12 protein-coding genes and 1 pseudogene are annotated in these 14,445 nt (G+C 72.2%); 4 read left to right on the top strand and 9 right to left on the bottom strand.

What is annotated here, in order from left to right; translation table 11 throughout:
* Nucleotides 1-158: 158 nt before the first annotated feature.
* The gene (locus tag IE275_RS40065; protein WP_268255340.1) at nt 159-287 is read right to left on the bottom strand and encodes a hypothetical protein; all 129 of its coding nucleotides are present in this window, start codon (nt 285-287) and stop codon (nt 159-161) included.
* Nucleotides 288-427: 140 nt separating this feature from the next.
* Nucleotides 428-514, bottom strand: a pseudogene (locus tag IE275_RS46340) (AraC family transcriptional regulator); the annotation flags it as partial.
* Nucleotides 515-702: 188 nt separating this feature from the next.
* On the opposite strand from IE275_RS46340, the gene IE275_RS40060 reads away from it, so the two are divergent.
* Nucleotides 703-1,308, top strand: a complete 606-nt coding sequence (locus tag IE275_RS40060; RefSeq protein ID WP_189717622.1) for a dihydrofolate reductase family protein — start codon at nt 703-705, stop codon at nt 1,306-1,308.
* A gap of 77 nt (nt 1,309-1,385) precedes the next feature.
* On the opposite strand, the gene IE275_RS40055 is transcribed toward IE275_RS40060, so the two are convergent.
* On the bottom strand, nt 1,386-1,856 hold the full coding sequence (locus IE275_RS40055; RefSeq protein ID WP_189717621.1) for a hypothetical protein: 471 nt from the start codon (nt 1,854-1,856) through the stop codon (nt 1,386-1,388).
* 96 nt (nt 1,857-1,952) lie between these two features.
* Between IE275_RS40055 and IE275_RS40050 the strand changes: the two genes are divergently transcribed.
* A complete protein-coding gene (locus tag IE275_RS40050; RefSeq protein WP_229871083.1) occupies nt 1,953-2,375 on the top strand; it encodes a MerR family transcriptional regulator in 423 nt (140 codons plus the stop codon).
* Between the two features lie 40 nt (nt 2,376-2,415).
* Here the strand turns inward: IE275_RS40050 and IE275_RS40045 are convergent, their stop codons facing one another.
* Genes IE275_RS40045 through IE275_RS40035 form a run of 3 tightly spaced genes read right to left on the bottom strand, consistent with a single transcriptional unit; the run spans nt 2,416 to nt 3,954 of the window.
* On the bottom strand, nt 2,416-3,081 hold the full coding sequence (locus tag IE275_RS40045) for a dihydrofolate reductase family protein (RefSeq protein ID WP_189717620.1): 666 nt from the start codon (nt 3,079-3,081) through the stop codon (nt 2,416-2,418).
* A complete protein-coding gene (locus IE275_RS40040; protein ID WP_189717619.1) occupies nt 3,081-3,608 on the bottom strand; it encodes an SRPBCC family protein in 528 nt (175 codons plus the stop codon). The genes IE275_RS40045 and IE275_RS40040 overlap by 1 nt, the downstream gene beginning before the upstream one ends.
* Complete coding sequence (locus IE275_RS40035; protein WP_189717618.1) at nt 3,592-3,954, bottom strand: ArsR/SmtB family transcription factor; 363 nt, start codon at nt 3,952-3,954, stop codon at nt 3,592-3,594. The genes IE275_RS40040 and IE275_RS40035 overlap by 17 nt, the downstream gene beginning before the upstream one ends.
* A 140-nt stretch (nt 3,955-4,094) precedes the next feature.
* On the opposite strand from IE275_RS40035, the gene IE275_RS40030 reads away from it, so the two are divergent.
* Nucleotides 4,095-4,595, top strand: a complete 501-nt coding sequence (locus IE275_RS40030) for a GNAT family N-acetyltransferase (protein ID WP_189717617.1) — start codon at nt 4,095-4,097, stop codon at nt 4,593-4,595.
* A 251-nt stretch (nt 4,596-4,846) separates the two neighbouring features.
* Entirely contained in the window at nt 4,847-5,392 is a 546-nt protein-coding gene (locus tag IE275_RS40025) for a hypothetical protein (protein ID WP_189717616.1), read from the top strand.
* A 53-nt stretch (nt 5,393-5,445) separates the two neighbouring features.
* Here the strand turns inward: IE275_RS40025 and IE275_RS40020 are convergent, their stop codons facing one another.
* The 3 genes from IE275_RS40020 to IE275_RS40010 are packed head-to-tail and all read right to left on the bottom strand — an operon-like array spanning nt 5,446 to nt 14,440.
* Nucleotides 5,446-7,149, bottom strand: coding sequence for a hypothetical protein (locus IE275_RS40020; RefSeq protein WP_189717615.1), 1,704 nt, complete (start codon nt 7,147-7,149; stop codon nt 5,446-5,448).
* Nucleotides 7,146-11,627: a hypothetical protein gene (locus IE275_RS40015; RefSeq protein WP_189717614.1), complete on the bottom strand. Its 4,482-nt coding sequence runs from the start codon at nt 11,625-11,627 to the stop codon at nt 7,146-7,148. Before IE275_RS40015 ends, IE275_RS40020 begins: the two co-directional genes overlap by 4 nt.
* On the bottom strand, nt 11,624-14,440 hold the full coding sequence (locus IE275_RS40010; protein WP_189717613.1) for a hypothetical protein: 2,817 nt from the start codon (nt 14,438-14,440) through the stop codon (nt 11,624-11,626). The genes IE275_RS40015 and IE275_RS40010 overlap by 4 nt, the downstream gene beginning before the upstream one ends.
* Between the last annotated feature and the right edge of the window lie 5 nt (nt 14,441-14,445).

Raw genomic sequence — 14,445 nt, 5'->3', positions numbered from 1 at the left:
CGGGACGGCGTCCGCAAAGACCCCTTTTGCTAGTTGTGGTCGTATTCGCGGGCGGTGCCGTCCGTGTGAGCTGGCTCTCAATGTGCAGGTCAGAGACGGTTATGGCATGGGCATGGCGTCCGATATGCCCTACGAGGGCGGGTAGTAGGTGAGGTGGGTCATGTGGGGTGCTTCACCGGTCGGCGGTCGTCGAAGGTGACCGCGGTCTCGAACGCGGCCCGCCGGGTGGCTCTGCGTAGTGCCTTGAGCACGGCCGGACCGACGGTGAGGGTGAGGACGACCGCCACCACCGGTCCAGTCCCGGATCTTGGGGCCGCCGACGGCCGTCGGCGGCCCCGGAAGAGGGTGTCACCACCAGAGCCGGCTGAGGTCCTTCCCTGGTGCGCCCCTTGCCGGGCAGCCGTCGGTTCGCGGGCCGTGTCGGGAGGCGGTGGACGGCGTCGTCCAGGTGGGACCGGTGCCGCAGCATGGCGCTGTCCTGGAGCTCGTGGCCGTTGCGGCGGGCGAACACGACCAAGTCGGGTGAAAGGCGACAGCTACGCAAGGCGGTGAACGCGGCTTGGCCGGAGCCGCGCATGAAGCTACCCCGCCGACCTGATCGGGCGCAGTGTCATGGGTTTTCTCGTTACTCCACAGCGCGGCCGATGAGTTTTTGGCTCCCGGCCGGTCCAAGCTCGTGACACCCCAGGAAAGGACACCGCCATGTCGGAGCTTCTCGTCGACTTCATCACCTCCCTCGACGGCCACGCATCGGGAGAGGGATGGCCCGGGTTCTGGGGCCTCGAGGGCCCGGAGTACCTCGCATGGCTCGGCGAGCAGCCCGAGGCCACCTACCTGATGGGAGCGAACACCTACCGCCTGATGTCGGGCTTCGCCGCAGGCGAGGTCCCGAGTGGCCAAGACGAGTTCAGGCCCGAGGAAGAGGCGTCCGTCGACGACCTCACGCAAGCGTCCAAGGTGGTGTTCTCCTCCTCGCTCGAGGAGCCCCTGACGTGGGCCAACTGCACGCTCGTCCGCGACGACGCCGTCGAGGCGGTCCGCGCCATGAAGTCGAGTGACTCGGGGCTCCTCAGCACGATCGGCAGCCTCAGCCTGTGCCGGTCCCTGCTACTTGCCGGACTCGTCGACCGCTTCCGGGTCGTGATGTTCCCGGTGATCACCGGGGCCACGGGCGAGGAACGCATCTACGACCGCTATCCGGACGTCGCCCTCGAGATGATCGAGCACCGCACCTTCGACGGCCGCATCCAGCTGGTCGAGTACAAGCCCCGCGTGCTCGAGCACCCGCCGCTCGGCGTCCCCGCCTGAGGTCGCCCCGGAGGTTTTGTCCCCCAGATGCGGCGGCAGTACGACGGGGCTGTCAAAACTCAGTGTGACTGAGGGCTTCAGTTGGCCGCTGAGCGTTCCGGTCGGCCGGACTGATGCTCGAAGACGGCGGTGGTGTGTCGGTTCCGCAGCCAGGGCGCGAGCTGGACGATTCCCCACGCGACCTCGACGGTGAGAAACAGCCACAGTATGCGCGAGACATCGTGGACCAGCGCGTATGCCATCCACGCCGAGAACAGGGTGCGCGCGATGCCGTCGAACAGTCCGTGCTCCGGCAACGGCCGGACGATGCGCAGTGCGGCCCAGACGACCACCACCGAACCCATCAGATTCGCGTACAGGGTCTGCCACGAATCGAGTTCGGGCAGGGCGCCCCACGTGAGTGCGTCACCCAATGAGGACAGCGCGTCGTGCACCAGCGCATACGTCCACGGGGTCACGAAACCCACGGTGACCGCGAGGTCGTACCAGGCACTCGCGCGTACGACGCGAAGATAGGCGGGGCTTGCGGGGGCATGGAAGCGGATCATGTCGAGGCTCCGGCCGGTCGGTGGTCAGCGACGCCTCACGCTAAACAGTGGAGTACGGTCCAAGGTCAAGTCCAACATCCGAAGGGGGGCGCTGGGATGCGCATCGGAGAGCTGGCCGCGCGGACGGGGATGACCAGGGACACGATCCGGTTCTACGAGAAGGTCGGTCTCCTCGCGGGCCGACGCCTGGCCAACGGCTATCGAGATTTCCCGCCCGAGGCGGTGGCGTGGCTGCAGTACGTCCGCACCGCGCAGACCCTCGGATTCTCCCTGGCCGAAATCGCGCGGACCGGTGAGGAGTTGCGTAGCGTGCCGGACGCCGCGGATGCGCTGTCCGCGCTGTTCGAGGAGAAGATCAAGCTCGTCGACGTCCGCATGTCCGAACTCGCCGCCCTCCGCGCCGAACTCGCCGAACGCGTCGGCACCGGATGCCCCTTGCGGGCGGTCGACCCGCAGGAGGACGGCGTCGGAAGCATGAGGATCCGATCGCCGGCCCAAGCGCTCGGGCCGGTCGACTGAAGCGCTCGGACGGGGACGTGTCCCGGGCCCGCCGCGCCGGCTACCGCTTCGCCACGGTGTAGGTCAGATGGGTCACCCGGGACGATGCGTCCGAGCGGGTCTGGTCGAGGGCGATGCGGGCCGGGTCCACGCGGTCGAACAGGCGGATACCAGTGCCGAACAGCACGGGCGCGAGGGTGATCGAGAACTCGTCGATCAGGCCGCTGTCCAGGTACTCCTGGATCGTCTCAGCGCCGCCGGCGATGCGGACGTCGCGGTCGCCGGCGGCCTCGCGGGCCTGGTCCAGTGCGCTGGAGATGCCGTCGTTGACGAAGTGGAAGGTCGTGCCGCCCGGCCGCTCCCACGGGTCACGCTCGGTGTGGGTGACGACGAACACCGGGGTGTGGAACGGCGCTTCCTCCGGCCATGCCGGCTCGCCGCCGTCGAACATGCGCTTGCCCATGACGCTCGCGCCCGTGCGCTCGTATGTCGCCCGCGCGATGTCGTTGTCGAGTCCTTCCTCGCCGCCCTCGCCGAGCTTGAGGTTCTCCCGGAACCACCGCTGCGGGAACAGCCACGCCTGCAGCTCCGACCACTTCGCCATCCAGTGATGGGCCCTCGGGTCGTTCCGGCCCTCGGGCGAGAACACGTACGCGACGGGTACGGCGCCGGGCGCCACGAAGCCGTCGAGTGACATCGTCACACTGAAGAACACCTTCCCGGCCATCAGTCCCGCGCTCCCTTCGGTGTGCTCCCGTTCCGGGTGGTCTCGAGTTCGGCGACGTAGACCGCCAGGTTGCGCAGCGTCTGCTCGCCGCCCTCGACCGCGTGGTACTTCTCCACCGCCTCGTCGCGCAGTTCCTTGGTGGGGAACACCGTGCGCATCACGATCCGGGTCTCCTCGCCGACCGGCTCGAAGGTCAGGACCGACTCGAAGGCGTTGGGGTCGTCGCGGGACTCGCCGTGCACCAGCGCGATCCGCTCGGGCGGGACGATCTCCGTCCAGGTGATCCACTCCTGGTAGTCGGTCCCGTCCGGCCCGTGCATCACGAAGGCCCAGGCCCCGCCCGCCCGGAACTCGAAGGACCGGGTCGTGGTGGTGAAGCCCTCCGGTCCCCACCATCGCGACAGGTGCCGGACCTGCGTGAACGCCTCGAACACCAGCTCCCGTGGGGCGCCGATGGCCCGGGAGATCACGATCTCGCGGCCCGTGGTCGCGTGCGCGGCCTCGCCGCCGCTACTGGTCGTCGCCATCGTGCGGTTCCTCCTGCCTTGCCTGCTTCAGCTCCTGCACGTACTCGTCCAGCCGGTCGAAGCTCTCGCTCCAGAACCGCTCGAAGCCGCCCACCCACTCGTGGACAGGCCGCAGCCCGCGGGCGTCCAGGTCGTACAGCCGCTGCTTGCCCGCCCCGCGGACCCGCACCAGCCCGACCTCGCGGAGGACCCGCAGGTGTTTGGACGCCTGCGGCTGAGTCATCCCCAGGTCCCGCGCCAGTTCGGTCACGGGCCGCTCGCCGCCCCGCAGCAACATCAGGATCTCCCGCCGCTGTGGTTCGGCTATCGCGTTGAACGTGTCCGAGGTCGTCGCCGCTCGTGCCATGCAGCCATCATATGCCTATATGGGAATGCGTCAACGCACTACCTCAACCCGACCGGGCTGTCGCCGACGTCATGCCACGCAACAGCTGGGCATCGAGGTGCTCGTCAGGGCCCGGACATACGGCATGTGATGCTGGCGGAATGACTGATCAACGTGAGCTTGTCGTCGTCCGCCGGTCAGATCAGGATCCTTCCGTTCAGGACGGGCTGTCCGCGTTGCTGGCGGCCTACCATCTGCAGACGCAGGCCGAGAAAGGCGAGGCCGTCGCTGATGCGGACCGGCTCCCGGACCGCTACCGAGCAGAGATCCTGGACCCACGAGCCGCGTTCGCCGACGCTGTCGTGCTGGTGGCGTCGAGCAGGGACACCGTCGTCGGCTGCCTGGTGGTGACCGCACCCGTCGCCGGGCGGAGCGAGGTCAAGCGGCTTTGGACGGCTCCGGCATTTCGGGGCCAGGGCATCGCGTCCAGCCTGGTGTGTGCCGCGCTTGCGCATGCCGCGGACGGTGGCGTCAGCACCCTGCGGCTGTCGGTGTGGCAGTGGCGGGCAGGCGCCATCGCGATGTACGAGCGGCTCGGCTTCTCCGTCACCGAGTCGTGGGACGAGCGCGATCAACTGGTGTGTATGGAGCGCGCCGTGTGAGTGGTCACCGCCAAACGGAGGAGTCGCATCGTCGGCCTGATGTGACCAGGCGCACCCCCAACTGGCGCATCCTGCCCCCGATTCCCGGAACGTCGCAGCCATGCTGAACATCCTCAAGTGCGGAATTTTCTCACCTCACGCCGTGCTCGCGCGGTGTTCGACAGAGTCCGAGGAAGCATGTCCAGGCGTGAATCCGAGCCGCGGCGCAACCCGATCCGACGAGTCCTGATCATCCGGTCCAGGAGTGCCCGATGAGGGCAGAGAACGCGGTGCGCGGCCCGCTGACCGGAGCGCTGGCGGCCGGTGTGCTGTTCGCGGCGGTGACCGGGTGCTCGTTCACGGACGACGCGGCGGAGGCCCGCTACGCCGAGGACTACACGGGCCATGAGCCCCTGCATGTGCTCGGCTACCCCTCCACCGGCTCACTGGGCATCACGCAACAGGTCGTGTGGCGCATCGCCGACGCTTCCGCCGACGGGCTGGCGGAACTCGCCACCGGTGACGGCGGCGAGGACGCCGCACGCAGGACGGCCGACAGCTGGATCAAGGCCTTCCGAAAGGGAGCGGACGGGAAGGTCACAGCCGACTTCTACGACGAAGGCTCCCAGCGTCAGATCGTCGTCCTGTACTTCCAGGACACCGGGCAGACGAAGGAGATCAACGTGCGCCTCGACGGAAGGGCCGGCGAGGACGGCTGGCGGGTCCTCATGGACGAACCGTCCATGAAGGAGGCCACGGCAGAGCCGACCTGGGCACCCCGAACTCCGGGCGGCTCAGGCTCTTCACACACCCGTTGACCAGATCTCTACGGCTTCCGGGTTGCGAGGACTCAGCAGTCCCACTGTCTCCGTCAGTCCTCCTTCAGCACATCGAACCGCAGCCCGCTCGACCCGCCCCCGGTCCCGCTCACCTTGCGGCGGGTGGTCCACGCGTGTGCCGAGCCGTCCTGCCACCGCGTGAACTGCCGACTGCGCTCGACGCGGATGCCGGAGCGCGGCACCTCCTCCTCGTAGAGGCCGGCCGTCTCGGCGAGGAGCCGGCCCAGCGGAGCTTCGAGCGAGGCGTCGTCGCGGTCCAGCCGGGCTGGACGGAAGCGGACGGACTCCTCGTCGGCGAGGGTCTGCGGCACCAACGGGTACCAGTGGGCGGGTACTTCGGTGGCCAGCAGGTAGCGCGGGGCAGTCTCGGCCGGCGGCTCCGCGGCGTCCGGGTCCGGCGCGGGCGGCGGTGTGGCGGCGATCCAGCGCGCGTAGCGGTCGACCTGTTCCCCGGCACGGTCGGCGACCGTCTCCTCGACGGCCCAGGCCAGGTTGGCCTGTTCGTCGCGCAGGAGGAGTACCGATTCGACAGCGGGGCTCTCCAGGCCGTCCGGCAGGGACGCCGGCCGGTAGATCCAGGGCGAGGGCGGCATCGTCATGCCCTCGGCCGGAGGGATGCCGCCGCTGGAGCCGTCGCCCAGTCCGAAGAGGTTCCAGCTGACGAGGTCGCGGGCGGTGGCGTGACCGAGGGGCGTCTCACCGCCGAAGACGTCGTGGACCGAGCAGTCCACGACCCGGCTCAGGGAGCCGATGACGAGCGGCAGCGGCACACAGAACCAGTCGTTGCCGTAGACCGTGGCGAAGGCGATGAGCATCAGCCGGCCCAGGTCGGCGGGGGAGGCGTCGACGGAGCCGAAGTCGATGCGGGCGTCCTCCATCTCCCAGAACCGGGACACGGGCATGCCGCCGTACACCGCCGGGGTGGGGACGATAGTGCGCTGCTCGTGCGTCACCGCGGCCTCGTCGACCGGCAGTTGGGCGTCCGGGTCGGCGTCCAGGGCCCACCAGTCGAGGTGCCCGCCGTGGTATTCCCCCGCGCGCAGTTCGAGGCCGGGCAGACTGGAGGCGCGTACCTCGAAGGCATACTCCAGGCGTTCGGGGTTCCAGGCCTCGGGCGGCTGCGCGGACTGGGGCGGCGCGGTGGCCGGTACGTGCGCGTGCCACCAGGACAGCCAGACGACGGCCGCGCCCGCCAGGGCGTCGCGGGCGGCGTCGGTGTCGGGCGCGTCGAACTCCTTGGCGGCCGTCTGGTCGCGCTCGGCGAGCCGGGCCAGCCACGGTGCGAGGGCGACCGGGTCGGGGAGCCGGTCGCGCACGGCGGCGGACAGGCCGGTGGGAGCCAGCGGGCCGTCGGTGGCGAAGGGACAGACCCGGGCGAAGGCCGGCAGCAGGGCGACGAGTCCGGCGGCGGTCAGCGCCCGCCGCCAGCGCAGCGCGCCGGCCATCGCCAGGCGGCCGTCGAGGCCGTTGCCGGGTTCCCGTTCGACGAGGGCCTCCAGAACCATGGTGTCCGGTTCGTAGGGCTGCCACTCGGCGTCGGCACGGGTGCGCCAGCCGTCCAGCCGGTGGGTCTCCTGGGCGAGCGAGACCGTGACCGGGGAAGCGGCGTCGTCGCCTCGGAACTCCCCGAACGCGTACTGCCGGGCGAGGAACCAGGCCGCGTCGGCGGTCCGGGCGGCGAGCGCCTCGTCCATGCCGGTGTCACGCGGCACGGGTTCGTACCGGAACATGGTCATAGCGGTCCCCATCCGTGTGCCGGCATCGTCCACTGCACCGGCAGCAGGCCGCGCAGCTCGAAGAAGTCGGTGAGGTCCATGCCGCGCAGCCGGGCGAGCGCGAAGGTCTCCTCGACCACGGCGTGGACGTCCTCCATCCGCCAGCCGCGGGTGCGGTCGGGCGGCAGTGCCAGCAGCAGCGCCTGCGGGGCGCGGGCGTCGGGCTGGTTGTAGTGGAAGGCGAGCCCGCCCAGTTCCTCCGGCGGGTGCTCGCCCACGCCGGGCTCGGGCAGGGACTCAGTCCAGGAGTCCACGATCAGTCCGGCGGCGCTCCCGGCGTCGGGCGCACCGTCGGCGCGCAGCACCGCGCAGTGGTGGGGGACGGGATGCCTGCGCGACGGCACCGGCGCCCGGCCGCGGGCGATCCAGGGCTGCCCGGCGGGGAGCTGGGCCACGACGGTGGTGCAGGGGGCCGTCCCGGCCAGTGTCTCGGCGGCCGTCAGCGCGTCACCGAAGGCCCGTGTCTGGGGCCGGACGCGTTCCATCTCCAGCAGCCAGTCCGCGACCGCGTCCTCGTCGGCCTCCTGCGGGGCGGGCCCGGTCAACGCGGTCGCCGCGGCGCTGCCGCCCACGTGGAGCACCGGCAGGACGGGCAGGGTCCGGCCGAGCACCGAGGACACCGTCGCACGCAGCCTGGTCACCCACTCCAGCACCGCCGACGGATCCTGCGGCGGCGGCCCCGCCAGCGGCGGAACCGGCTCGGCCTCGAAGCGGTTCAGCACCGCGAGGGCCTGCCCGCGCAGCGACTCCACCCGATCGGTGCCCTCCGGGGTCGGCGACGGCCACGCGCCGGACGTCCCGAGGTCGGTGAGGGTCTCCAGGACCCGGACGACCTCGTCGACCGTGCCCGGCAACGCCCTCACCTGCTCGCGCAGTTCGGCGAGAGCGAAGGTCACCGTCCCGTGCCAGGTCTGGACGCGGGCGGCGAGCTCCGGCAGGTCGGCGGCGGACCAGTCGTCGCCCGCGCCGGCGTCGAGGTCGGTGACGAGCAGCGGCCGGGCGGAGGCGAGGACACCGGCCAGCGACCGGCACAGCAACTGCAGTTCGGCGAACCGGGCTGCCCCGGCGTCGGTGACCCGTGCTCCCGCCGGGACACGGCGCAGCAGCCGGTGCGCCAGCACGCTCTCGGCGCCGGTCGCGGCGTCGAGCTGCCGGTCCGTGCCGGCCTGGAACAATCCCGCGCCGAGGACGACGTCCAGCGCGCAGACCCCGAGATCGGCGAGGGAGACCTGGGCGGGCGCCGCCGGGTCGCCGAAGGCGAACGTCCAGCCGGCGGCGTCCCCGAGCCGCGTCTGGCACCAGCGCTCCAGGGCGGGCTCCAGCGCGGCGAGCGGCCGGCCCGCCGTCCAGCCGTTCGTGCCGGTCGAGGGGGCCAGCAGACCGAGCCGGTGGGTGAGCGCGACGGCCGCGCGGGGCGTGCGCAGGACCTCGAACTCCTCGGGCAGCGTGTCGCCGCGCGCGATGCCGTCGGCGGCCACCCCGGCCCGCAGCGGATGGCCCGCGACGAGCTGGTGCACGCTCTCGGCGAGCAGCAGGTCGCCGACCGCGTCCACGGTGGCCTCCAGGTCGTCCACGAGCGGACCGGCCTGCTGCAGCAGCGGCCGGCTCTCGTCGGTGAGCTCCTCGCCGAGCGAGTCGAGGTCCTGGAGCTGGTGGCCGTGGGCCGTGTAGTCGGCGACGAGCGCCCGGCCGTCGACGACGTCGCGGGCGGCCGTCGCGGTCAGGGCCTCCTCCGCGCCCGGTGCATCCGGCTCGGCGAGGTGCGGGGTGGGATACGCGGCGCGCAAGGGGGCGATCAGTCCGTCCAGGTGGGCGTCGTGCAGGGCGCGTTCCAGCTGGTAGCCCAGCAGAGCGCCCAGGGTCTGGCCGGAACGGACGCCGTCCACCACGGCGAGGGCCTGGCGCACCCGGCGCGCCCGGAGGTCGACGCGGAAGGCCTCACCGTCGGTGTGGCTGAGCCACCCGGAGCGCAGGACGGCGGCGGTGGTGGCCTGGTGCATGGAGGGGGCCACGAGATAGCCGTCGTGGATCTCCCCGGTCCCTTGCTCGGCGGGCTCGGCGGGAGTCTCCTCGCCGGTCGGGGCCTGGGGGTCCTCCTCCGGGTTTCCCACGATCTCCGGGTCATGGTCGTCCTCCGGGTCGGTCGGCACGGACTCCTCGCCGAATCCCCGGGGACGCAGATCGGTGACCCAGCCGTACGCCCCGAGGTGGGTGCCGTCGGGGCGGTCGCGGCGCAGCCGGTTGAGCCGGGCGGAGGCGACGGAGGTCATCCAGGCGTCCAAGCGGTGCGTCTGCGTGTCCAGCACCTCGCACAGCAGGAGCTCCAGCCGGGGCAGGTCGCCGTCGGCCATCTCCTCGGCGACGGCGAACTGGTCGATGGCGGTGGCCGCCCAGTCGAAGAACGCGGGGACCGTGCCGGGCGGAACCGTCACCTGACCGTCCACCAGATCGATGACGGGTTCCACGGAGCCGCCGGACTGCATCCGCTGGTCGAGCCGGAAGTAGTAAAGGTGAAGGGCCATGATGGCGAGGTGGTACCAGAGCCCGAGCTTGCCGCCGCGGGTCCCCTCGAAGGAGGGGGCCAGGTCGAACAGCCGCTGGGTGACCTCGGGCGGCACCTCCTGCTGGAGGGACCGCAGGCGGGCGAACTCCTGCAGGGCGCCCAGGAGCGTGCGCAGCGGGTGGGCCCGGAGCAGCTCCCCCACCTCGGGCGCGGGCTCGGCGGTGAGGGTGAACTCCAGCGGCTGCGGCAGGAATGCCGGGTCGGGCGGCTGCTGCCAGGCGAAGCCGCTCTTGTACGGGGCCGTGCCGGTCGGCGTGTCCGGCGCGGGCTGGAACGGCGGGCTGACCGGCTCCTGCTGCACGAAGCGCAGCCGCCGGGAGGCCGGCAGACGGTGCAGCAGGTCGTTGATCACCTCGTCGGCGTCACCGTTGCCGACGGTCGGCGAACGCCAGCCCTGGGACTCGGCGAAGGTGCGGAAACCCTGGAGGTGTTCCAGGATCCGCAGGTCGACCTCGGTGCCGTGCCACAGGTCGAGCGAGGTCACCGGCAGGATGCCGTACGGCTGCCGTCCGATCCGGAGCGTGGGCAGCGGACCGCGGCCGCGCACGTGCTCGACGAAGTGCTGGACGAGGAAGGTCAGGTCGACCTGGGTGTCGGAGTCGTAGTTCATCCAGTTCGTGGACGCGGCGGCCATGGCGCCGAATGCGGCGTGCAGCCGGCTCAGCAGGTCGTGGTCGTCCACGTCGAGGCCGTCGGCGGTCTCCGCCAGCACGCGCCCGGCGGCGGGTCCGAGGGCCCGCGCGGCGCGGGCGGCGGCCTGGGGGCTGCGAGGCGCCAGATCGCCGAGGACGGCGAGGGCGGCGCGCTGCTCCTCGGCCTTCTCCGGGCTCGGCGGCGGCATCCGGGTGCGCCAGGCGGACCTGGTGGACTCGGTGTTGTTGGTCGGCGTGCCGGTGGGCAGCACCGCAAGGCCGTCGGTGCAGCGGTGGGCGTCCAGCAGGGTGCCGATGAGTTCAGCGGTGTGCTCCGAGGTCCCGCCGCGTACCCCGGCGACGGTGACCAGGCTGAAGTCGGGGCGCATCTCGCCCTCGATGAGCACCTTGACGCCCATACCGACCCGCACGGCCTCCTCGAAGTCTCCGAGCCAGCCGGGCGGTACCGGGCTGTCCGGGCCGAGGCCGACGTCGAGCACCTCGGGGATGGGTGCTCCCTCCTCCCGCCAGACCAGCCCGATCTGCCCGTCGCCGACGGTCTCGTAGCCGGAGAACACCAGCCGGTCGGGGAGCGCGTACGTGTGTGCCGGCCGGGTCCAGTTGCCGTCGCGGCTCTCCGGTTCCACAGCCCAGGGAGCCGGTGAGGGCGCGCTCGCGCCGGGCGGGGTCTCGGTCTGCGGCGGATCCTGCCGGCCGGGCCGCAGGGCCTTCACCGCCCATGCGGCGCGGCCCGGACCGATCGCGGCGACGAGTCGCGTCCAGGCGGCCGTGCGGCGCTCCTGGTGGGGACCGGCGGCCCAGACCTCGCACCAGTACGCCTCCGCCGCGACGCGTTCGGCCGGGGTCAGGGCCGGCTCGTGGGAGTCGATGTGGATGTCGTCCGGGTAGGCGCGGATCCACAGCTCCAGCGCGGCCTCCCCGGCGTTGCGGTACACCGTCTCCAGACGCAACGGCAGGAGCAGCAGCGGGTCGGAGCGACTGTCGGCCGACCACAGCTCCGGTTCCTCGCAGGCCAGCTCGTGGTAGGCGTCGCGGGCGGCCTGGTAGCGGGTCTGGTTGGTGGCCGTCTCCTGGCCCTGGGCGAGGTGTTCGGCCTCCAGGCCACTCTCCCCGGACTCGATGCGCTTGTCGTACATGGCGAGTCCGGCGCGGGACCAGTCGAGCGCGATCCGGGCGTCGGCCACGGCCCGGCGGGCCTTGGCCAGTTCCAGGTTGACGGTCACGACGGGTCTCCGATCAGTTTGCGGGCCGACATGACGACCCGGAAGGGCCTTTGCAGACTCACCATGGCCACGGTGGCCGCGTTCCACCGGTCCGGCCGGGGTTCCTGCTCCGGCACGGCGGGCATCGCCGAGAGGTCGGCGAAGCCGCCCTCCGGGACCTGCCAGCTCAGGTCCGACCAGTGCCGGTACGGTGGCGCCGGATCCACCGGGTTGTCGAAGCCGAACCGCATCCGGTAGCTGTTCTCGGCGAGGACGAACCACCAGTCGTGGATGTCCCCGGGCAGCACGAACGCGTACGCGCAGGTCCGCTCGTCCAGGGTGAGCACCATCTTCGGGTGCTCCCAGGTGTCCTGCCCGAGGTCGGCCGCGCCCACCGACTGGGCGGGGACGGCGGCCACGATCATCTGGGAGTACCGGCGTACGAGCCGGCCCCGGATGAGCAGCACGTCCAGCTCGCCCGCGCCCAGGGTGAGCTGGGCGCTCAGCGTGCCGTCCGGGTCCCAGCCGTGCACGGGCGGCACGTCCGGCTCGCCGTCGGGGCGCGGCCAGAAGTGCGTGAAGGGGCTGCCGCGCAGGTCGGTGGGGTACTCGCGCCAGCGCATCTCGCCGTTCATCTCGTCGTTGAGGCCGACCATGAACGAGGCGATGAACGGCGCGTTTGCCTGGAGCAGCACCGCCCGGTCGTCAGGGATCGTTCCGGAGCCCGGAAGGAACCAGTCGCGGGCGGTGTCCTTGAGCGCCAGGGCCATGGGCGCGGGGAAGTCCGGGGCGGTCATGACCGGATCGCCGGGGGAGGCGGGCACGGCGAGTGCCTCCTCGGACAGGATGGTGACCGTGCTGTCCAGCCGGGCCGCCAGCAGGGGAGCGGGGTCGAAGGCCTGGGCGAGGCGCTCGCGCAACCCGGGCGCGTCGACGGGCACACCGAACTGGAGGATGTGCGCCCCCGGATCGTCGGCCATGGACGCGTCCGGCGACAGGGCGGTGTCGGGCTCCGCCACCGTCATCACGGCGTCGGGCGGCTGCTCGGCGAACGCGGGGGACAGGTCGCCGGTCAGGTCGGACAGCTCCAGGGCGGACAGCGCCTGGAACATCCGGAGCGCGTCGGCCGGCCCCGTCGTCCCCTCGGCGGGCGCCCCACCCTCCGCCGGGCGCGCCACGAGCGCGGTGAGCGCACCCGCCTGGCTGTCGAAGCCGTTGGCCCACGCCGACGGCGCCATGGCCGACAGCAGCCTGAGCGTCCTGGCGCCCCTCGTGGTCGCGGTCGCCCGCAGGGCGGTGCCCACCTTGGCGTTGAGCTCGACGGTGTCCTCCCCGGCCAGCTGCCCGGCCTCCACCGGCCGGGTCACCATCGCCGTCGGCAGTGGCGGCAGCAGCTCGCCGCTGAGCGTGCGGCGGACGTACGACTCCCCGTCCAGGCCGGCACGGCGGGCGACCGGCCCACGGCGCCGCAGCAGCCGCCGCAGGGCCGGGGCGACCAGCCCGTTCGGGGCCGGGCTGACCACCACCTCGGTCCGCAGCGGCAGTTCGCTCCCGGTGCGGACGCGGTCGCCCACCGGAGCGGCGAACCCGAGCGTCTCATCGGGGCTGAGGGTCTGCACGCTGCGCCGGTAGACGGAGTCGGCGACCGCGGTGCAGAACGCGTTACGGCCGCGCAGCCGGTTGGCCTCCCGGACGTCACCGACCTGGTCCCAGGCCCGGGCCATCAGCCACTCCTGGTTCTCGCGCACCCAGCCAGCTCCGAGGGACGCCGCGATCCGGGTCTCCGGATTCAGATTGAGCTCGGCCAGCCACCCGGACTCACCGTCCTCGACGTCGTCGCGTACGACGGGACGGCCGCCGTACAGCGGTGGGGCGACGGCGTCCTCGGTGCCCCGGCTGATGTGCAGGGCGACGCGGGAGGCGAAGTCGGCGAGCGCGGTGACGGCTTGTTCGGCGGGGGAGTCGACGAGCTGGAGCACGCCCTGGACGGTGATGGTCTGCCGGGTGCCGGGCGGATCGGCGGAGGCCAGCGGGGGGCCGTGCAGCCACGGTTCGGAGATGTCGACGGTCCGCCCGGACAGCGGGCCGCGTTCCTCGGCGGACAACGGCACGATCGCGGCGGCCAGCTGCTCGAAGTCTCCTGCGGCGCCGGTACGGAACTGCCAGCTGTAGTAGACCGGCAGTCGGACACCCCCCTGGTCCCGGCGCCAGGCGTCGCCGTGCTGGTCGACCTCGGTGAGGCCGCCGGACAGGCCCGCGGCCACCCCGCCCTGGAAGGCCGGCACGACACAGGCCGTGTAGTCGGTGTCCGACCTCAGACGCAGCGGGCACAGCAGCCGTGAGATCAGCGGGCCCGGCCGGCCCGCGGGGCGCTGGACGTGGGCCCACTGCCACGACTGGTCCAGCGGCGGCAGCGCCGCGGCGTCGACGTCCACGAAGGGCAGTGGCCCACCACCCTGCAGCGGGTGCCCGGAGGTCTCGACGGCGACCAGCACCAGCCAGGGCCGCAGCATGCCGTCGGCGGGCCGGGCGGGTGTGAACAGCCAGGGCAGTTCGGGCGCGTCGAACTCCACGCAGGCCAGGTAGTTCGGCTCGGCGTCCAGGATGCCGGGCGGCGGATCGACCCGCAGGACGTGCCCGGTGTCGATACCGATGACGCCCTCGGGGCCGAGCATCCGCAGCGCGTCGCCGGGCGGCCTGACCGGGATCTCACCGCCGGGCCCGACCAGGGTCAGCCCGGGATCCAGCAGCGCGGGCCCGTTCGGCACCGTGCCGCGGATCGCCCCGCCGACGGGGCTCTGCAGGTACGGGGCGAACTGAAGGTCCTCGGGCATCGGGA

It is taken from the genome of Streptomyces phaeofaciens (genome assembly GCF_014648915.1).
GTDB lineage: Bacteria > Actinomycetota > Actinomycetes > Streptomycetales > Streptomycetaceae > Streptomyces > Streptomyces phaeofaciens.
This window is presented reverse-complemented; position numbering and strand designations above follow the sequence as displayed.